The 17,476-nt window shown below is 42.4% G+C and carries 26 protein-coding genes; 25 read left to right on the top strand and 1 reads right to left on the bottom strand.

The window, feature by feature from the left end:
- The first annotated feature begins 889 nt into the window (after positions 1-889).
- The 3 genes from ACHA99_RS00005 (at position 890) to ACHA99_RS00015 (ending at position 2,200) form a co-directional block, all read left to right on the top strand.
- Complete coding sequence (locus tag ACHA99_RS00005; protein WP_131525913.1) at positions 890-1,576, top strand: AAA family ATPase; 687 nt, start codon at positions 890-892, stop codon at positions 1,574-1,576.
- Positions 1,569-1,928, top strand: coding sequence for a hypothetical protein (locus tag ACHA99_RS00010; RefSeq protein WP_131525912.1), 360 nt, complete (start codon positions 1,569-1,571; stop codon positions 1,926-1,928). Before ACHA99_RS00005 ends, ACHA99_RS00010 begins: the two co-directional genes overlap by 8 nt.
- 125 nt (positions 1,929-2,053) lie before the next feature.
- Positions 2,054-2,200, top strand: coding sequence for a hypothetical protein (locus ACHA99_RS00015; protein WP_393940130.1), 147 nt, complete (start codon positions 2,054-2,056; stop codon positions 2,198-2,200).
- Between the two features lie 158 nt (positions 2,201-2,358).
- On the opposite strand, the gene ACHA99_RS00020 is transcribed toward ACHA99_RS00015, so the two are convergent.
- Entirely contained in the window at positions 2,359-2,688 is a 330-nt protein-coding gene (locus tag ACHA99_RS00020) for a hypothetical protein (RefSeq protein ID WP_393940133.1), read from the bottom strand.
- Positions 2,689-2,919: 231 nt separating this feature from the next.
- Here ACHA99_RS00020 and ACHA99_RS00025 point away from each other — a divergent pair, with 231 nt between their 5' ends.
- The 22 genes from ACHA99_RS00025 (at position 2,920) to ACHA99_RS00130 (ending at position 17,467) form a co-directional block, all read left to right on the top strand.
- Positions 2,920-3,552: a tyrosine-type recombinase/integrase gene (locus tag ACHA99_RS00025; RefSeq protein ID WP_393940136.1), complete on the top strand. Its 633-nt coding sequence runs from the start codon at positions 2,920-2,922 to the stop codon at positions 3,550-3,552.
- Between the two features lie 186 nt (positions 3,553-3,738).
- Complete coding sequence (locus ACHA99_RS00030) at positions 3,739-4,770, top strand: Abi family protein (protein ID WP_393940139.1); 1,032 nt, start codon at positions 3,739-3,741, stop codon at positions 4,768-4,770.
- A 169-nt stretch (positions 4,771-4,939) separates the two neighbouring features.
- Entirely contained in the window at positions 4,940-5,374 is a 435-nt protein-coding gene (locus ACHA99_RS00035; protein ID WP_006087353.1) for a S24 family peptidase, read from the top strand.
- Entirely contained in the window at positions 5,362-6,618 is a 1,257-nt protein-coding gene (locus ACHA99_RS00040) for a Y-family DNA polymerase (RefSeq protein ID WP_006087354.1), read from the top strand. Before ACHA99_RS00035 ends, ACHA99_RS00040 begins: the two co-directional genes overlap by 13 nt.
- Before the next feature lie 182 nt (positions 6,619-6,800).
- Positions 6,801-7,484, top strand: a complete 684-nt coding sequence (locus tag ACHA99_RS00045; protein ID WP_393940144.1) for a hypothetical protein — start codon at positions 6,801-6,803, stop codon at positions 7,482-7,484.
- 40 nt (positions 7,485-7,524) lie between these two features.
- Entirely contained in the window at positions 7,525-7,950 is a 426-nt protein-coding gene (locus ACHA99_RS00050; RefSeq protein WP_393940147.1) for a hypothetical protein, read from the top strand.
- 631 nt (positions 7,951-8,581) lie between these two features.
- Complete coding sequence (locus ACHA99_RS00055) at positions 8,582-8,761, top strand: tyrosine-type recombinase/integrase (protein ID WP_393940254.1); 180 nt, start codon at positions 8,582-8,584, stop codon at positions 8,759-8,761.
- A gap of 58 nt (positions 8,762-8,819) precedes the next feature.
- Positions 8,820-8,996, top strand: a complete 177-nt coding sequence (locus ACHA99_RS00060) for a hypothetical protein (RefSeq protein ID WP_193377977.1) — start codon at positions 8,820-8,822, stop codon at positions 8,994-8,996.
- A 14-nt stretch (positions 8,997-9,010) separates the two neighbouring features.
- Positions 9,011-9,550, top strand: coding sequence for a hypothetical protein (locus ACHA99_RS00065; RefSeq protein WP_393940150.1), 540 nt, complete (start codon positions 9,011-9,013; stop codon positions 9,548-9,550).
- Positions 9,551-9,578: 28 nt separating this feature from the next.
- Positions 9,579-9,923: a hypothetical protein gene (locus ACHA99_RS00070; RefSeq protein ID WP_393940153.1), complete on the top strand. Its 345-nt coding sequence runs from the start codon at positions 9,579-9,581 to the stop codon at positions 9,921-9,923.
- Between the two features lie 24 nt (positions 9,924-9,947).
- Positions 9,948-10,238: a hypothetical protein gene (locus ACHA99_RS00075; RefSeq protein ID WP_006087357.1), complete on the top strand. Its 291-nt coding sequence runs from the start codon at positions 9,948-9,950 to the stop codon at positions 10,236-10,238.
- Between the two features lie 204 nt (positions 10,239-10,442).
- Positions 10,443-10,823: a hypothetical protein gene (locus tag ACHA99_RS00080; protein WP_393940156.1), complete on the top strand. Its 381-nt coding sequence runs from the start codon at positions 10,443-10,445 to the stop codon at positions 10,821-10,823.
- Positions 10,824-10,850: 27 nt separating this feature from the next.
- Positions 10,851-11,033, top strand: a complete 183-nt coding sequence (locus tag ACHA99_RS00085; RefSeq protein WP_393940159.1) for a hypothetical protein — start codon at positions 10,851-10,853, stop codon at positions 11,031-11,033.
- A 14-nt stretch (positions 11,034-11,047) separates the two neighbouring features.
- A complete protein-coding gene (locus tag ACHA99_RS00090) occupies positions 11,048-11,683 on the top strand; it encodes a hypothetical protein (RefSeq protein ID WP_393940162.1) in 636 nt (211 codons plus the stop codon).
- Between the two features lie 453 nt (positions 11,684-12,136).
- Positions 12,137-12,463, top strand: coding sequence for a hypothetical protein (locus ACHA99_RS00095; RefSeq protein ID WP_393940165.1), 327 nt, complete (start codon positions 12,137-12,139; stop codon positions 12,461-12,463).
- Positions 12,464-12,621: 158 nt separating this feature from the next.
- Positions 12,622-13,353: an endonuclease gene (locus tag ACHA99_RS00100; protein WP_393940167.1), complete on the top strand. Its 732-nt coding sequence runs from the start codon at positions 12,622-12,624 to the stop codon at positions 13,351-13,353.
- A 14-nt stretch (positions 13,354-13,367) separates the two neighbouring features.
- Positions 13,368-13,601 carry a hypothetical protein gene (locus ACHA99_RS00105; protein WP_259524520.1) on the top strand — a complete coding sequence of 78 codons (234 nt, stop codon included), beginning with the start codon at positions 13,368-13,370 and terminating at the stop codon, positions 13,599-13,601.
- Positions 13,602-13,990: 389 nt separating this feature from the next.
- Positions 13,991-15,865: a ParB/RepB/Spo0J family partition protein gene (locus ACHA99_RS00110; RefSeq protein WP_393940170.1), complete on the top strand. Its 1,875-nt coding sequence runs from the start codon at positions 13,991-13,993 to the stop codon at positions 15,863-15,865.
- 124 nt (positions 15,866-15,989) lie between these two features.
- Positions 15,990-16,445: a type II toxin-antitoxin system HicB family antitoxin gene (locus ACHA99_RS00115; RefSeq protein ID WP_393940173.1), complete on the top strand. Its 456-nt coding sequence runs from the start codon at positions 15,990-15,992 to the stop codon at positions 16,443-16,445.
- A gap of 1 nt (position 16,446) precedes the next feature.
- Positions 16,447-16,953 (top strand): hypothetical protein, encoded by a 507-nt coding sequence (locus ACHA99_RS00120; protein WP_254306282.1) that lies wholly within the window; start codon positions 16,447-16,449, stop codon positions 16,951-16,953.
- 2 nt (positions 16,954-16,955) lie between these two features.
- Positions 16,956-17,177 carry a hypothetical protein gene (locus tag ACHA99_RS00125; RefSeq protein WP_259580008.1) on the top strand — a complete coding sequence of 74 codons (222 nt, stop codon included), beginning with the start codon at positions 16,956-16,958 and terminating at the stop codon, positions 17,175-17,177.
- 50 nt (positions 17,178-17,227) lie between these two features.
- A complete protein-coding gene (locus tag ACHA99_RS00130) occupies positions 17,228-17,467 on the top strand; it encodes a hypothetical protein (protein WP_393940178.1) in 240 nt (79 codons plus the stop codon).
- The last annotated feature ends 9 nt before the right edge of the window (positions 17,468-17,476 follow it).

A 17,476-nucleotide genomic window follows, 5' to 3' on the forward strand; every position in this document is an offset into this window, starting at 1 on the left:
AAAAAAAAACTGCAAAGTTAGTTGTGATCTTTAGTCTCACCTCTTTTGATTTTTTCTTTTGATTTTTAGCTTTAGAAAATGAAAGATAAAAAGATCTATAGCAAAAGACTTAAAAATGATGACTGATAAATCAGTCGCTTCTACAAAAGATTAAAAGCAGCGCTGGAAGCTGCTTTTGTCTACGACCGTTAAACCTCAAACTCGCTGTTAAGATAGTTACTAAAGAAAAAAGCGTCTAGCAGAAGGAATTTTGCAAGCAAAGTGCCAAAGTGACAAGAAAGCTCAATGAACCCTGATTATCAAAGGCAAAAGCAATTGAATCATATAAAATGGTTCAACCATTTTATTGAGATAAATATTAGGTAAGGTTATTAGGCACAGATCTTAAAAGATGAAGGTATCGATAATTGAAAATGATGAGGAAAGCCTAAAACAGATAAAATGTTTACATCTGGTCTTTGCATTAAACAAGAGTCAAGGACTTAAGCTCAACCTTATTGTGGTTTTATGTCCAAACCCTCGAAAATAACCTTAACCTTTATAAATAACTGAAATACTTGAATTTTTGTCAAAATGTAACTTTTGTGTTGATATAGTCATTTTTAGCAAAGTAAATCCAGTTCTCTTTTCCCCTAAATTGACAAGATCATTTCCTTATCCCTATTTCGAGTGGTGGGCGCAGAAAACATTATTTAGATTTTGGCGCGTTGGGCAAATTTAGCGATCTTCTAAACAAAGTATTAATATAGCTATATATGATAAAGATAGCTAGCTATCTACCATTGAATCTAGCTAGCTATTATGTTTTAATATAGCTAGCTAGATTGTTTTCGTATAGCTAGCATACGGTCTGATAGCTAGCTATCTTTTACTATATGGAGAACTAATAATGACTGTTATTGCATTTGCACAAAGTAAGGGTGGGGCGGGAAAGACCACGGCTTGCGTTACATTAGCCGGCGAACTATGCCGACAAGCATCAGAAAGTGGTATAAAAATTACCCTGATTGATACCGACCCCAATCAGCATAGCGCGGGATGGGCTAAGAAAAACGGTTGTCCGTCAAATCTGGTTTTGATTGAAAAATCAACGGAAGATACTGTTCTTGATGACATTGAAACTGCAAGTTCTCAGACTCAATTTGTGTTGGTAGATCTTGAAGGAACAGCTAACTTTGCCGTGACACAGGCTATTAGTCGGGCTGATTTGGTTATCGTTCCCTGTCAGGGATCGGAGGACGATGCCAGCGAAGCTGCAAGAACCATCGGTTTGATTCGCAAGCAAGGCCGTTTACTGGGACGGAAGATCCCTTGTTGTATCTTACTGACTCGCACAAGTGCCGCGATACAAACCAGATTATTAAAACTGATTAAACAAGATTTTATTGAGAGTGGTGTTCATATCCTTAATTCAAGTTTGATTGACCGTGAAGCATTTAGAGCTGTTCGCAGCTATGGTGGGACGGTAAACAATTTAGATCCTGCGTTGGTATCTGGTACCGACAAAGCGGCTATCAATGCTAAAGCGTATGCTAATGATGTTAAACGTATGCTGTTGGAGGCTAATAATGGATAACCCACGCACTAAAATAGTAATTGATGAAAGTGATGATGATATTTCACTTTTAAAAGTGTTAGCGGCTACAAGCTCTAAGGCTCAGCCATTGACTGAGCGGCAGTTGAAAGAAGTTGAGGCCCAAAGTGAGACTCTAGGCTTTACGCGCCGTGAAAAACGTAAACGTTCGCCTTATGTCATTCAAAAAAATATCAAAATTCGTGTTGGTATGGATGAACTTTTAAGCGAATTAGGTGAGGCTGTTGGTTCTAAGAGTGACCAGGAAACTTTTGATATTGCCATTACTAAACTAGTTGAGAGTATTGGGTCTGTACGACTTTCAAGTATGTTGAATGAAATTTCAAAAAGATAGCTAGCTATCTTTTTTTTGTATAGCTACCTCTATATGTTTAAGCGCAACCTATAGATTGGCCAATGATGATGTATCAGATCATCACTGGCCTGTGCTAAAACCTAGGAAATAAGGAATCTAAATTTATGTCACAAATACAGTATAACGAAATTGGTAAAATCCGTCTAATTGACATACCTCAGTTGCCAGCTGGGCTACTCATTAAGTGGTTGGCAACCAGACCTATGTGGATGCAAGAGCGCGTGATTAAACAGCTCACATTGATGCATTAATTACGGTAAGGATTATTCATGGTGAATCACTCTATGTGAGAGTGATTCACCAGCTATTATGGATTTGAGTTACTTAAAGTCGTTCCAAATTTAGTGCGTCACTACACTGACAATCCAAAATTTTAAGGTATGTTTGAGCATAGTCTTACATGTTTTTACTATTCACGTTTCTTACCGACAACTACAGCTCCACGGGTAATTGAGAATCCTGTTTCGCCCAAGTAATTATTCTGTCCATTACTGAGTTTTGAGTAGCAAGACTCGGAGCTGCCCATCGAAATAGGGATAACATTTATAACATCGTATCCCTTGTCATCAAATCTGTTGTATATGTTCGCTAATTGTTCTGCAAAGTCGTCTAAATTTACAAGCTTCCCTTCAGGAACGTCGACATTTTTACTACTCAGTCCTAGAAATCCACTTGGCCTACGCTCGTTTCTTGTTTCTAGTGGTGCATAAAACCATGTTGTCTCAAATTTATCAGACATGAAAAATCCTATATTTGGTTAGGGGATGTTGATACCTTTCATTGTATATATATGGGGCTTTAACTACTTTTCAAGAATGTTTTTTAACCTTAAACATTACCGGTGAATCACTCTAGGACAGACTGATTCACGCGAGCCCCTAAAATCCGCCCTTTGACCCTGTTTTGGGCTGTTCGAGGGCGTTTTTTTGCCCTAGAATGAATCAAATCTCTAGAGAACTGATTCAAACCCATGCATAACACCGATATTGCCCCTGAAATGCGCCTGTTTAGTCCGGATGGTGAAAGACTGTATTTAACCAGTGAAGAACGGCGGCGCTTCCTCGATGCCAGTGCGTTAGAGTCGCCTAGCGATAGGATGTTTTGTCATGTGCTGCATTACAGCGGGTGCCGTCCGTCTGAGGTGTTGGCCATTTCGCCCAGGCGCGTGATGATCAACGACAGCGCCATCGTCATTCACAGCCTAAAGAAACACAAGACCGATCAGCAAGGTCGCCTTAAGCAAGCGCAGTATCGCAGCGTGCCGGTGCCGCCCTCCTTAATTGAACACTTGGATTTGGTATTTGGCCTACGCTCACAGCTACGCCGTGATCTCGGTATCGATAGTCCATTGTGGCCCATGAGTCGGCCAACGGCCTATCGTTTGGTCAAACGGGTGATGGATAGGGCGGGAATTGTCGGACCGCAAGCGACAGGTAAGGGCTTACGCCATGGTTTTGGGGTGGCGCTGGTGACGGCAAACCCACCGGTGCCCCTGCATGTGATAAGCCAACTGATGGGCCACAGTGACAGTAAAACCACTGAGATCTATCTGCAGGTGCTCAGTGAAGAACGCCATAGCTTAGTAATGAATGCTTGGGAGTAAAGGGATATATAAACGAGAAAAGCCACCCGAAGGTGGCTTATCCAAACAACTTTATCGCAGAACTCTCTTCCGAGGTGGTACTGCCTGTATGTGGTCATTGTAGTTGCAAGTTGACGATACTGTCAACAACGCAAGTAAAACTGTTGTCAATTACAGAAATAAATTAGCAATAAACAGGGAATATTAATGCAAGAATTTATATCTAAAGAACGTTTAGGAATATATGAAACGATTCTAAAAATTAAGCCAAACCAAGTACAAGCTGCCTACCAATGGAATAAAGTTCTGTCTGGGGCCTTAGTGCCTGCAATGCAATGCCTAGAAATTACACTCCGTAATGCAATTGATAATGGTATTCGTAGCCATCCACCAAAAGGGGCGAAGTTAAAATGGCTAACTGATGCTAATTGGATTACCTCTTTACCTGATTATTTAGGACAAAAAGCCTATGGCGTTAAGCGTTTTCAGAAAGTAACTGCACCAAAACCAAATCAGAAAGTTGATCAGTATAGTTATTTACTCGACAACTCTGGCAATCGTAAGGTGGTTAAAAAAATATATGAAGAGCAAAAAGTCGATAAAACGATAAGTTTAATCAGAAAAAGTGGAAAGCTAGCGACTCCAGATCGCATCATATCGATGATGGATTTTGGATTTTGGACTAACTTCCTCGACGTTAAATTTGAAGATAATAATGCAGAAATTTTTCTATGGCCAAATTTACTGCCTGTCATTTTTCCTCATGCTCCCCAAGGAACATTAAGGGAGGATATTTTTAAAAAATTTAACCGTGTCAGGGAGTTAAGGAATAGGCTAAGTCATCATGAAGCTATATGGAAATTTCACCACGTCAAGCCTGGAACGGATTACTTTGACTATAGCAATCCCATCTATGGCATTAGAGCCAGTTGCTCATTACTGCTCAAGAGTTATGAGGAAGTATTGGAACTCATAGGGTGGATGAGTCAAGATCGATTAGCTACTTTTGAACAGTTTAATAGCGGCTCTCGATTTAAAGCGCTTTGTAGTTTGGATGGTCTGAATAGCTTTATTGCGCCTGAAAAAGTAGCCAATCAACTTACTTTCAGCATGGGGGGAAAGGGGTTGAAAAAAATTATTAACACTCTGAATAAAAATGAGTTTGTCAGTGTTACACGTAAAGGAAAAACTATAGCAATTTTTGGAAATGACGCTATCAACCAATTTTATACAAATTGATAAAGGAGCAACTTCTAGCCACCGAACCCTGATTTTTTGTGGATAACACCGCAAAAAACGCGGTGATTACCCACCGAAAAAAGTCAGGAACCGGCAGCAGGATCGAAATTTTAGATTTTATTTTTTTTACTGCTATTATTACTGATTATTTATACAGTGGTTTTGACTTGTGAAATTGATTACATGCAATGCAAGTGCAGGGATTAGCGGCTTCCCTTCACCTGCTGCAGATTACCTCGAATTGCCGCTTAGCCTCGATCAACTCCTTGTTGAACACCCTAGTTCTACGTGGTTCGGCCGCACAGCTGGGCGAAGCATGGAAGGTGTCGGTATATACGACGGCGACATTTTAATTATCGATAGAGCGGCACCACGCCGGAACATGTCTCTAGTGGTGGCGAGTTACAACGGGGAATTTACTGTTAAATTACTCGATATGAAACGTCGTTTGCTAGTGTCTATCGATCAACAGCAAAACATGACATACGTTGCAATCGATGAAGCCGACACTTTCAGTGTCGATGGTGTGGTCATTAAAAGTATTCGCATTCATGAGCATTCAACATTACTTGATCAGTATTTGAGTCAGCAATGTTCGGATTAATCGATGCCGACTCGTTTTATGTCAATTGCCAGTTGGTGTTTAGACCTGATCTGCGCGGAAAGCCGGCTATTGTACTCAGTAACAATGACGGCTGCTGTGTCGCTGCAAATAGAGCGGCCAAGGCGGTTGGTGTGAAAAAATTTGGTCCTTACTTTGAGCAGCAACATTTATGTCGGCGCCACCATGTGCAGGTATTTTCATCTAACTACGAGTTGTTTGCTGATTTGTCTTCAAAAATGATGCAAGTGATCGGGCGCTTTGCGCCCGAACAGTATGTTTATAGTATTGATGAGTCATTTGTATCTTTTCAAAAGTGCCAAGCTGCTATCCCTAATCTTTGGTTGCATTGTCGCGCCATTCGTCGTGCCGTTTGGCGTGAATGCCGCTTGCCTGTGTGCGTGGGTGTAGGGGAGACATTAACTTTGGCGAAGTTGGCCAACCATGCCGCGAAACAATTGGTCCAATATCAGGGCGTTTGCGTGATCGATAACGATGCACTGAGGATTGAAATTTTAAAGTTGATGCCAGTTGATGAAGTTTGGGGAATAGGCCGCAAACTGACTGCCAAACTAGGATTACTTGGTATTAACACCGCGTTTGATTTGGCCCAGCTGGCGCCGAAAATGGCGCGACAACTTTTTTCGATTGAAGTCGAACGAACAGTGCGCGAACTCAACGGCCAGATCTGTAAAACATGGGACGAAACAAAAGCGGACAAGCAGCAAATTTTTTCAACTCGAAGTCTTGGCGAACGCATAACTACCCGTGACCATTTACAACAAGCGTTAGCAAAACATGCCGCCATTGCGGCGGCTAAGGCGCGTGAACAAGGTTCGTTATGTAAAACGATGGTCGTGTTTGCCGCAAACTCGCCGCATGATCCACAGCCTGTTTATTTTAAAAAAGTTGTTCAGTTTGTCTGTGCTACTGATGACAGCCGCGAACTGTGTGCTGCTGTTAGCAGGGAGCTTTCAAACCTTTATCGCCCAGGTGTGCGCTATTATCGCGTTGGTGTTGGCTTGCTTGAGCTTTGCAGGAAAACTTTACAGCAATATGACTTATTTAATACCCCAAAGAGTGATCCTAAGCTTATGCAGGTGTTCGATGAAATCAACCAGCGCTATGGTCGTGATGCGTTGTTTATTGCGGCACAAGGTAGCGATCAGCATTGGGTTATGCGCCGTGAATTTCTATCGCCGCAGTACACTACTCGCTGGTCCGATATACCGACGGTTAAAGCGTAACAGGATTCCGTGACGTTCTGGCCATCGGCTAACCGCCACGGAAACGATAAAAATAGTTAAAGTTTGAAAAATAATTCTTGCGGGTGCGATATGGGTGCGATATATTGAAATCGTTCTCAAGAACAACCCATTAACTAAGATGCCCGCCACATCGGCAGGGCGAAAGTAAAAGGAATCAGATCATGACTACATTAAACATCAAATTTGACGCTTCAACAGCTAAACGCTTCCCTGTTTTTGCTCAATATCCTGCCCAACACTTCCCGCAAAGCGCTTACCTTGAATTAGATATACGTGACGGATCACTTGATGCTGACTATAGCGGTGAGACTGGCAATGCTGTTCCTTGTGATGTATGGCATAACTTGGTTTTGCGTTTTAAGCTGATGCCAGAAACAACATCTGATCAAATAGCTGCGCTAATCGATGAACACAAACAAACTTTTCAAGAAATCCTTAATGGTGCAGAAAAGCATTGGAACGGCAATAACTGGATAGGAAAATTCACAGATGAAGCCAATGTTTTGATTGAATGGATTAATCATCAAGATTTGCTTGTGTGTGAATCAGAAGGTGGGATGCTTGAGCTTTCTAGTAGCTTTCTTGAGCACAAGCCTTTCCCTGAAAGTCAGTCTTTAGAAGATTTTGCACAGGAGATAATTGATTGTGACGGCGAAAACGGCTTTTACTTCCGCGAGCCTTACAACATCGATTCATTATTAAGCGATCTGCGAGATCATTGGGCCGATATGCTTTACAGCGGCGATGATATTCCTGTCATCGTTGCTAAACATCTTATCGAGCACGGCACTTGTGACGATAGCCAATGGATGCAAGAGCTAACCGAATTTGCTAACGCAGAATAAACCAAATATGGCCGCCTTGAGCGGCCTTGAAGGATAAATCATGGCTATAAAAAAATCAGTACGCCTAGTCGATGAAACTATCATTGTATGCAATAACCTCACCGATCACACTGGGGAGATTAATTGGTCTGGCTCAATAAATGCACTCGCGGAGCGCTTTACGCTGCTAATTGAAGATAACACGCCGGAGTTAACAGATAACGAGTGGAATGCGTTTTATTGCGGCCAGAATGGCTATATGCCGCATCCAAACGCAAAAACAGAGGCTGATATGCTGCAATGGCACATTAGTGAAGGCTATCAGTACGATGAGCAAGTTCGGGAGTTTTTAGGCTCAGAAGCAGCAGCCCTTAATTTGATCGAGCGTGTAAAAAGTTGGAGCACATCCCAACGATTGGCGGTGATTTACAAGGCTCGCGCTTACTGGCGGCAACAGCCAGTTGATCTCGATGTGAGTGATGAATAATACGGTATTAGCGTCCTTCGGGGCGCTTTTTGCTTTCCGTGAATGCCAGCTTTAATGCTGTGTTAAGCTAATTAGGCAGTGTAAAAATCGTATTGTCTGCATATCCCCATTTAAAAGGAAAATACAGACAATGAGCCGCGCAGACGCACTTACTCCCGCCCAAATTCATAGAGTCCTGAAAACTTGCCAACTCATGCAGCACAGCAAGACGTTGTGCTGTAGCACTTTCTCACGCTGCCCTGCGCGTGACTGAGGTTGCATTACTCAAAACTGAACACATCCATACTCAAAACTGAACACATCCATTTTGCCAACGGCAAAATCAAAGAGGAAATCCACCTTCCAGCCAGTATTTGCAAGCTGTTGAAGCCAAGAACGGTTTGGCTTACAAACAAAACATCGAGGGCGACCATTCAGGAATGGGTTGATCACCGCCTAGTTAAAAAATGGGGCGTATCAGGTCGTGCCGAGTTTCAAGGATTAATCCCTGATTCGCGGTTTCTGTATACGGTTCGTGGCGCTCCTTATTCGCTCCAACCTAAGCCGCGAAAGCTTGACTCTGGCGTGGTGCGGGAATATTGGGCTTGCGACTCCTTAGAGCAGACAATGTGAAATTTATAAGAAATGTGGCATACCATCGGCCTCGTCACACTCTGGCCGAAAGTCGCTTTGCACTAACGCCGTAGTCAATGGCGTACCGATTGAGACTGTAGAGCGAATCCTCGGCCATGCCAGCCCTGAAACCACAATAGACTACGTTGTTATTCAACCGAAGCGGATTGAACAGATGTGTGGGATTGATTGGTTTTGAAAAAGAAATATACTAGACATATTTGACAGGTCTAACTTAAAAGGTATACTAGACATATATGACAGGTAAACCTATTACGGAATTTCAATTAATCGCCAACTCAAAGGGGTGGACGTTTGAAGAAATTGCAAAACGCTGGGGCAAGTCAGAGCGACAACTATCCAGAATCGCGGCGGCTGGTGAAGCTAGGGATATGGACGCAGTTAGAGGCTTGCCAAAGAAAAACAGTAAATAACCGGAAAATCAAATATGTCAGAAATCACCTTTTTGGATGACTATGTAAAGAAAATGGGCGTAACTCTTATTGTTGATCAAGAACGATATGGTGGTAGTTATACAGCTATTGTTATGCACATGGATTGGGCGACGTGGATTTTTGATAAATTAGGGGGGGATGATTTTGATGGTACACAAGCACAATATTTACTATCAAACCAATTATTACCTGCTGCCAGTGGCAATTCATTATCTCAGGCATTGAGGCGATTAAATGCAAAGCTTGAAGCTTTGTACTCAATCACAGATGAAGATGGTCGAAATGGTGTTAAACGTAAATTTTCCTTAGTTGCAGAGCATGATATTAAAGATGGTGAAGCGCAGACATTTTATGATGTTGATTTTAACAATGTTGTAAATGACTGTCGAGAAAGTGAAAGTAAAACTTACTGGTATGACGAAGCAAAAGAACAATGTAGCAATAAAATAAAACGAGATCTTCATGCGTTAATTAATTTTAATTGGCCGGATGATTTATGCAAGGCTGTAAAAGCCGCAAATGAACTCGATTAATATTCACGGAAAATAGGAACTATTAAGAATGAGCATTGAACAATACAGAAAAGAAATGGCCGAGGCCGAAAAGCATAAGCCTAGGGCTGCGTCTGCACTAGCTCTTATCGACATAGCGCTAGAACATGGCAGCAGTTCAGCAAAGACAGCAGCGCTAATCATTCTGAGCCTTGAGGCCGACAACTGGTATAAGTTCAGCCCTATTGTGCTTGTTAACCTCGATACAAAAACCCGCTCCCACGCTAATAATGTGTTGTTGGGTGTTGAGGGAGGCGATTTTCTCCCGTCTGAATGGCTGGAACGAATCGGTATTGATGTGAAAGATAAGATCAAAAAGCTGCATGATAAGTGGTCAATGCTTCGAGTGAACTAACTAAATAACCACGGAAACTCATTTATGTCACGCCCATTACTTGATGACGCTGTATTAAAGTTGATTGACGCAAAACTCGTGCTTAATGGACACGTTACCAGCCAAGATATTTACCGTCATTTGGGGCTAGGTCGTCAAAAAGTGAGTAAAGTCTTTCAAGACTATTTGGCCGCGAATCCAGACTCAATGATCTACGTGCCAGCTAGGAAAAAATACATCGCCACCGCTTCTTTTAAACCCTGTTTCCTTGGTGATGTCAAAGCTGGTGAATTTGTAGATGCTTTGAACACTGTTTTTGGAACATTTAATAAATAACGGAAATTCTATATGAATCAAAGTTTGGCTGTCGTGCTAATTATCGTCATTGTCTTGGTTAGTGCTTGCATAGGCGGTTGGATTCTATTTATTAGTGATAGTGAGTATAAATATTGGCATTTTTGTTTGTTCGCGGGATTGTCATTGCTTGCTATCAAATGTCTACCGATTAACAAGCACACTAAAAGTTAACGGAAAATCGTCATGAAAATTGTGATACGAAGCAGAGTAGGAAAAAATGCCGTGGCTTATGTGATAGCTTTGTTTGTCTGCCTCAGTATCCCTATCATTTTGCTTTTTACTATGGTCGGTATCGCACTAGCGCCGATAATGAATACATTTAATCCCGATAAATTACAACGGAAAGTCTTATTGAATATAGATAATGAAAAGTTAAGTTTTATCGCACTTCTTTTCTGGCGTAATACCCTACAAACTTTCGTTATTGGGTATGTAACGATGATTGGATTCGCGTTGTACTTAACGGACAGCAATATCAGCATGGCTGATTTTATACACCCACTTCTTTGGATGCCAGCCATGTTGATTGCGCCAATCATTGGCACTATACGAGCACTAAAGTAGGTCATAAATTACCAAGGAAACTAAAGCATGAAATTAAACGTAGATTTGTCTGATCTTCATAAAGTTGCGGCCAAAATGCACGATGCTGTATATTGCTCTCATTGTGAAAAATGCGGTGATAACAAGCATTATTTTGAAGGGGACAAAGTGCCTGATTCATGTCTTAAATGTGGGGAGCATAAAGGCTTCTCAATCATTAGTGCTAACTAAGCGGAATATAACTAATGAACGCATACACATCATATCTTGGTTGTTCGGTTGATAAAGAAATAAATTTGTTGCATGAAATTAAAAAAAACATTGTTTCAATAGACCAGCTCACCACTGCTCAACAAATCATGGCTTCATTAGCCTTTGATGAACCTGAGATTTTACCAAAAAATTGGCTTAATAAGTCTCGCGCACAGTTGTTTAAAAGGCTCAGTATTGAACAGCGTTATGCGATTAAGCTCTACCTAAAGCCTTATATGAAATATGTTTATATTTGGTGGAGGGAATTGTTAATAATAGCTCCTATGGTGATTGTTCCATTTTTATTTTATTATTCTTCTTTGTATTTTCTTGGTGTTTTTGAAACTAAAAATCCTCTCGATCCATTTGAAAATGCTTTAGATTCATCTACTAAGTTGTATGGCTGGTTATTTTCGCTTTTTATGCTGACTGGGGTTTGGGTTACAAGGTTTGTTGTCTTTGACGCTGAATTAAGATTGATTGATGTTGTTTATCATCTACTCATTTCAATGGCTTTAGTATATTGCGCCTTTAATTCTTTAGATAACCTTCCTTTGATTATTGTGTTTATTGTTGAGTTTGGGGCCATAAAATGTCTTGTAGAAAGTAAAAAAGACTCATCCAATTAAATTAACGGAGAATCAGCATGAAAACTAAAGTTAGCATGATATTTGAACCTATATTATTTGCGAATTTCATTTTATCGTTCGCTTTACTATGGATTACGAATAAAAATTTTTCTAGGAAAATTTTTGATATAAAAACTGGAAGATCTAAGATTACAATAGTGAGACTATTATCTAAAAGAGCATGCTTAGATATGCCTTACTTCATGGCATTTGTTTTGTCATTTGTGCTAACGGTAGGGGCTTTGTTTGGCTGTAGTTTCGGAGGTAGTATATATTCTGCTATAGCAGGCTCTTTCGTAGGATTTTTCATGCTCTCGATTCTGCCTCTTTGTTTTCCAATGCCATCTACACAATACTGTAAGTAGTTCAGGATATCGGTATAATTGTAATGCTTAGGTTATTTTTAATTAGCTCAATGAATATAGTAATTATGCAATCAGGAGTAGATATAAAGTGATTAAAATTTTAGTTGGTGGAGTAGGCTTAGTTTTAATGTTTCAGGCTGTTATGCATTTTAGCGGTTTTGGGGCTGAAATAGACGCTTCAAGAAAAGCATCTAAAGTCATTGTTGAAACCATCGAGGCCGGAAAAACTGTGTCTGTATCATTTGATAAATCATTTTGGGGAGACACTACCACTTTAACTACCGATAAAGGCGTGTTTATTGTGAACGGGCTCGTTTCCATGATGACTGGTGAACCCTTAGTAATAAAAAAACAGCAGAGTGGTAAATCATTTTTGTGTGATGAAAAAACAGTGGTTTGTCATTTGCTTAACTAAACAGCCTCATTAGCTGTCGTCGATAATGATGGCTTAAACAAGTTATATCTGTGACGGCTTAAGGTTCTGGGTAAAGTAGAGGTCTTGGCTGTATCACATTTCTAACATGGCATTTTGTTTCATCTAATATTGTCAATCCATTGAAAAGAGGTTTGTTTTTGAATCGGTTCTTAATTTCTATCATTGCGGTATTTCCTCTTTTTGCTGTTGCTTCCAATACGACGAATCAGTCGTTTAATCAGGCTAAAAAACAGCTGTTATCGGTCTATCAAGATCATCGTGAAACCCTCTATTGCGGTGCTGCATTTGACGCAAAAGGGCAGGTAATATCTCCGCCAGGATTTACTACTAAAACGCATTTAGCGCGCGCTAAAAAAATCGAATGGGAACACGTTGTACCCGCCGAAAATTTTGGCAAAGCATTTACTGAGTGGCGTGATGGCCATGGGCAATGTGTCGATAGCAAAGGCCAATCGTTCAAGGGCCGCAAGTGTGCCGAGAAGATGAATATTGAGTATCGATACATGCAAGCGGATATGCACAATCTGTTTCCGGCTATCGGCGCTGTGAACGCGCTGCGCAGTAATTACAATTTTGCCCTGTTACCGTCGGCAAAATCTGATTTTGGTGCCTGTGATATGCGCATTGATGGCAGCAAAGCTCAGCCTCCCGAAGCCGCTAGAGGGCGCATTGCTCGGTCCTATCTGTATATGGACCAAAGTTATCCTAAATATTCGATGAGTAAGTCGCAGCGCCAGCTTATGAGTGCGTGGGATAAGCAATATCCGGTGAATGTCCAAGAGTGTCAGCGGGCTAAAAAAATTGCCGCCATTCAGCTCAATGATAATGAGATCGTTAAAAGTCGCTGTCAGCAAGCCAATATTTGGTAAATATACGAGAAGCTATGAATTATATTAATAGAAACACCCTGACAGAGTTAGATTTACATTGGTTTCGTAAATTTAAAGCCAGTAAGAATCTCGATACGCTATTAATCCAAGTGACTGGTGCTGAACGTAAAATAGATCAAGATCCTGCGCTCACTCAACGTGAGAAGTTTGATAATCTAACGTCGATTAATACGGCGTTTTGTCTTCGCGAAACCGAAGTAAAACAGCTCACCGGAGATTGGTCTTAAACTGGCGTTCCCTTCGGTCGGGCTTTTCGCTTCGCTCCCCGCGATAACGTGATCCACTGATGGCAAGCAAGCTTGCCGTGGCTCTACGTTCCTGCTTGCCAATCCCTAACGCAACCACCAAGCCCAAACCAAAGCAAACATCAAAGTCACAAGCACTGTCCGGTTCATTGCCGGCTAAAGTGTGAGTAAGCGTGCGCTTCTCTATCGCTTGTCATCGTTTCCCTGTCAATACCGTTCACGTCTGCGCTGTCACTTCTTATCTGTCTCATTTCACAACCTGCCCGCCAAGGGAGGCTTCGCCGCTGCGCGCCCTTGTCTGTCAGAACGTGAAATGAGTCAGGAAGTTAGGCGAAGACGAGAACGATATTTAAACGACAGGAAAACAAGCAATGACAAACTCAATTCAAGCGCAAGCAACTCACACTAAAGCCACCACTTTACCTGCCAGCCCAAAGACTCAAGCAGGCTCTCACAAGCCCGATATTGCTCAAAAATCGGCAACAGCGGCTAACGCTGTGGTGGCATTGGCTTCAACAGCAAAGCCAGTGTTACTGCAATTGCAGATTAACCAGTTGGTGTTGTCTGAGAAGAACGTGCGTAAAGAAAATGCGTCCAAGGCTGACGATGAACAGTTGTATGCCTCCATTTTGGCGCATGGCATTTTACAAAATTTGATTGTCGAGCCCATGAACGCGCAAGGCTTATACCCAGTTTTGGGCGGTGGCCGTAGACTGAGACAGCTCATTAAAGCGGTCAAAAATAATAAGCTGAAACCGAAAACGCTTGTGCCTGTTAAGTTGCTGACAGCCGAAGAAGTGGCCAACTATGCCACCGAGCTATCAATGACTGAAAACTTCACACGTGCAAAGATGCACCCAGTCGATGAATTTCACGCTTTTGCTGACATGGTGAATAAGGGCGCGAGCATTGCTGATGTTGCGGCGCGGTTTGGCGTGACAGCGAAATTCGTGCAGCAGCGCATGAAGTTAAGCATGGTCGCCCCTGTTGTGCTCGATGCGTACAAAGCGGGGAACGTGTCGCTTGATGTCGTGATGATATTCACGATTGCCAGTATCGAAAAACAAGTCGAAGTGTGGGAGCTGGCAGGCGATAGACGTTACAACGAAAACCAATTCCGCAATATGCTTAAAGACGCCGCTGTGAATGCTGATCACTATTTGGCTCAGTTTGTTGGCCAAGAAGAATACGAAAAAGCGGGCGGGGTTGTGACCTCAGACTTGTTCAGTGATGAAGTCTATCTTGATGATAAAGCGTTGCTCGAATCATTAGCGATTGCAAAATTGGAGTTAGAAGGGGCAAAACTGGTTATGCAAGGCTGGAAATGGGCAGATTATAAGCTCGTATCTGAATACGATGATCTTGCAGGGTTTGGACGTCTTACCTTAAAAGAGGGTGAGTATGATCCCGCTGAAATGGCGCTAGCGGGGTGTTTGCTCGTGTTAAAAAGTTATGGTGAGCCTGTCAGTATCTATATGGGTTTGGTGCATAAGGACGATAAAAAGGCACTGGCACAATTACAAGCCAGTGTGCAATTAGATCCACTCAACGTGGGTGACGTGAAAAAAATTGAAGATAAGGATGCAAGCGGTTATTCCGCTGCGCTCAATGACGATTTACGCGCACAGCGTTTGATTATCACGAAACATGCGTTAATGAGTGCGCCAAGCGTTGCGCTTGATACGCTGCATTTCTCTGTCTGTGTAAGCGCGTTCACTGATTCACATTATGGCAGCCGTCCACTGCATATCAGCGTTAACGACACCACTTGCCATCCTAAAACGGGAGCGCTCACGGATAACAAAGCGGTGCAGTTAATCGAGGGGGTAAAAGCCAGCCTAAATTTAGCGTGGGTTGGTCTGCCAACGGTCGCTGAACGCTTTAACGCTTTTTGCGCCCTCGATGTAAAAGAGAAAGAAAAGCAGGTGGCTTACGCCACGGCTTCCATGTTCGAGGCGTCAATTGATAATAGTCATTGTGCCGCTGAGGCCGTTATTTCGACCCTCGATGTGAAATGGTCTAACTACTGGCGACCTACGGCAGAAACCTTCTTTAAGCGCGTGAGCTTGTCTTGTTTAATTGATATGGCTCAGCCTGTCATGGGGGAGCAGTGGGCATTACAAGCCGCCGCACTCAAGAAAAAGGATTTAGCAAATCAGGTTGATAGCTTAGTGAACGGGGAGCGAAAAGGGCTAGATGATGCACAAAAAGCCTACTTTGATGCGTTGATGCCAGCTGGATTTTAAGCCGCATACTGATGCAGATTTACCCTGTTAATTCAGGGTAAATCTGAGCAAGAATTAACTAAATAAATTGAGTTGTGTGTATGCGTGTGTATAATGGTTCAACGGTTAACGCAGAGGTTTTACAATGCTATTTATGGTCGGGATCGAAAGCCCTGCTGATGAAACGCAGGCGTTTGGTATCGTTATTCCCGTGTTTGAAAAATTAGGCTATGGCTGTTTTTCGGCGGCGGATAGCCAAGAAGAAATCTTGTTTAAGGCTAAAGAAGCCATTTTATTTATGGCTGAGGAAGTGATCAACGATGGTCATTTAGTCGATAGCTTGAATGAAGGTTATCGCGACTATCAGGCATTGCATCCCAAGTTCGACCAATGGCTGGCCTTAGAGGTGCCGCTAGAGGCGCTCAAAGCCAAACAAAAACGCCTCAATATCACATTGTCAGAATCGCAGATTGTACGTATCGATAGCTTTGTGGCGTTTCATCGCGAGTTCAAAGACCGTTCGGACTTCTTGGCCAAGGCGGCCGATAAGTTAATGAACAGCGCAGACTCAGTAAGATCGTGTTCAAAAGTGGGAGATTGATATGGGCAAAGTAACCGGTATTCCATTTTCAGAGGTGAAAGCGCAGCTTATGGACAATCCCGAGGTTGTCGCAGCCTATGAGCAAGCCGTACAAGCCGATGAACCGATCCACATTATTCCAGTGCAACACAGTGAGGGCGTTATCATGCCAATCAACAATATCGTGAGTTGTACGCGCCAACCCAATCGGGCCAGTTTTTCCTTTGTGAATCTGTTTGGTGGCCATCACTATCCAGTGACGATGATTTTTATGCCCTCTGGCGCGGTGAATGTCGTTGTCGCGGGTGCGCGGTATCGATGCCAAGCAAACCAAGTGCAGCGCGTGATTGATGAGTCAGGGCTTGAGCATGAGGGCTTAGCGTGTTTGAAATATTCGATTGAAGCGGGGGAGTTGAATTTTCATATTCCTGCAGATGTTCATGAGCAACTTAAAGAGCATCCAGAGTTTCAAAAATGCCGCCTCATCGAATGGGAAGATGAAGAAATGGATAACGACAAGGAAATTTAGCCATGTCTCAACGTGCGATAGAGATTGTGAAGATAAGTGATCTTAAGTCCGTCAAACAGGGCGAAGTGTTTGAGTGGTGTATTGATTACGAAGAGTTTCAATATCGATCTGGAGATGACTTTTTAAGGAGTCGAACAGGCGTCGATTCACCATGGGAAATATGGCCGTTGACCAGCAACACTAAAACCGCGGCTAACCGCAAAGTGTTTGAATTGATTAAATAAGCGAGCGACATGTTGATGGCGATATTGAATAATTTACTCTTGGTGATTTGTTGGCTGTTCATTGCCATTTCTGCCCTTTATTTCGTTGCAGCCGCATTCAGGCTCGTTTTTATTGGCCGCCGATAGTCGCTATTCCCTGTGAGTTCCCCGCAAAACGCGAAACAAGCGGCGGCTGCGCCGCCCTTTTCCGTTTATCTGACAATACCCCTTGGTGTGCTTTGAAACGTGTCTCGGCGGTCAATCTATTTACTCTGAGTGTCTATTGGCTGCTGTTGCGCTATGTCATCTAAAAACCACTG

The sequence above is a fragment of the Shewanella sp. S23-S33 genome, assembly GCF_043359565.1.
GTDB classification, from domain to species: domain Bacteria; phylum Pseudomonadota; class Gammaproteobacteria; order Enterobacterales; family Shewanellaceae; genus Shewanella; species Shewanella oncorhynchi.

What these genes read in the sequence shown, in the direction of transcription:
- ACHA99_RS00050 (WP_393940147.1), top strand. Translation starts at nt 7,525, where the DNA reads ATGGCTATAAAAAAATCAGTACGCCTAGTCGATGAAACTATCATTGTA.
- ACHA99_RS00115 (WP_393940173.1), top strand. Translation starts at nt 15,990, where the DNA reads ATGCTATTTATGGTCGGGATCGAAAGCCCTGCTGATGAAACGCAGGCG.
- ACHA99_RS00065 (WP_393940150.1), top strand. Translation starts at nt 9,011, where the DNA reads ATGTCAGAAATCACCTTTTTGGATGACTATGTAAAGAAAATGGGCGTA.
- ACHA99_RS00005 (WP_131525913.1), top strand. Translation starts at nt 890, where the DNA reads ATGACTGTTATTGCATTTGCACAAAGTAAGGGTGGGGCGGGAAAGACC.
- ACHA99_RS00045 (WP_393940144.1), top strand. Translation starts at nt 6,801, where the DNA reads ATGACTACATTAAACATCAAATTTGACGCTTCAACAGCTAAACGCTTC.
- ACHA99_RS00025 (WP_393940136.1), top strand. Translation starts at nt 2,920, where the DNA reads ATGCATAACACCGATATTGCCCCTGAAATGCGCCTGTTTAGTCCGGAT.
- ACHA99_RS00015 (WP_393940130.1), top strand. Translation starts at nt 2,054, where the DNA reads ATGTCACAAATACAGTATAACGAAATTGGTAAAATCCGTCTAATTGAC.
- ACHA99_RS00090 (WP_393940162.1), top strand. Translation starts at nt 11,048, where the DNA reads ATGAACGCATACACATCATATCTTGGTTGTTCGGTTGATAAAGAAATA.
- ACHA99_RS00120 (WP_254306282.1), top strand. Translation starts at nt 16,447, where the DNA reads ATGGGCAAAGTAACCGGTATTCCATTTTCAGAGGTGAAAGCGCAGCTT.
- ACHA99_RS00105 (WP_259524520.1), top strand. Translation starts at nt 13,368, where the DNA reads ATGAATTATATTAATAGAAACACCCTGACAGAGTTAGATTTACATTGG.
- ACHA99_RS00125 (WP_259580008.1), top strand. Translation starts at nt 16,956, where the DNA reads ATGTCTCAACGTGCGATAGAGATTGTGAAGATAAGTGATCTTAAGTCC.
- ACHA99_RS00075 (WP_006087357.1), top strand. Translation starts at nt 9,948, where the DNA reads ATGTCACGCCCATTACTTGATGACGCTGTATTAAAGTTGATTGACGCA.
- ACHA99_RS00080 (WP_393940156.1), top strand. Translation starts at nt 10,443, where the DNA reads ATGAAAATTGTGATACGAAGCAGAGTAGGAAAAAATGCCGTGGCTTAT.
- ACHA99_RS00085 (WP_393940159.1), top strand. Translation starts at nt 10,851, where the DNA reads ATGAAATTAAACGTAGATTTGTCTGATCTTCATAAAGTTGCGGCCAAA.
- ACHA99_RS00030 (WP_393940139.1), top strand. Translation starts at nt 3,739, where the DNA reads ATGCAAGAATTTATATCTAAAGAACGTTTAGGAATATATGAAACGATT.
- ACHA99_RS00060 (WP_193377977.1), top strand. Translation starts at nt 8,820, where the DNA reads ATGACAGGTAAACCTATTACGGAATTTCAATTAATCGCCAACTCAAAG.
- ACHA99_RS00010 (WP_131525912.1), top strand. Translation starts at nt 1,569, where the DNA reads ATGGATAACCCACGCACTAAAATAGTAATTGATGAAAGTGATGATGAT.
- ACHA99_RS00040 (WP_006087354.1), top strand. Translation starts at nt 5,362, where the DNA reads ATGTTCGGATTAATCGATGCCGACTCGTTTTATGTCAATTGCCAGTTG.
- ACHA99_RS00110 (WP_393940170.1), top strand. Translation starts at nt 13,991, where the DNA reads ATGACAAACTCAATTCAAGCGCAAGCAACTCACACTAAAGCCACCACT.
- ACHA99_RS00020 (WP_393940133.1), bottom strand. Translation starts at nt 2,688, where the DNA reads ATGTCTGATAAATTTGAGACAACATGGTTTTATGCACCACTAGAAACA.
- ACHA99_RS00070 (WP_393940153.1), top strand. Translation starts at nt 9,579, where the DNA reads ATGAGCATTGAACAATACAGAAAAGAAATGGCCGAGGCCGAAAAGCAT.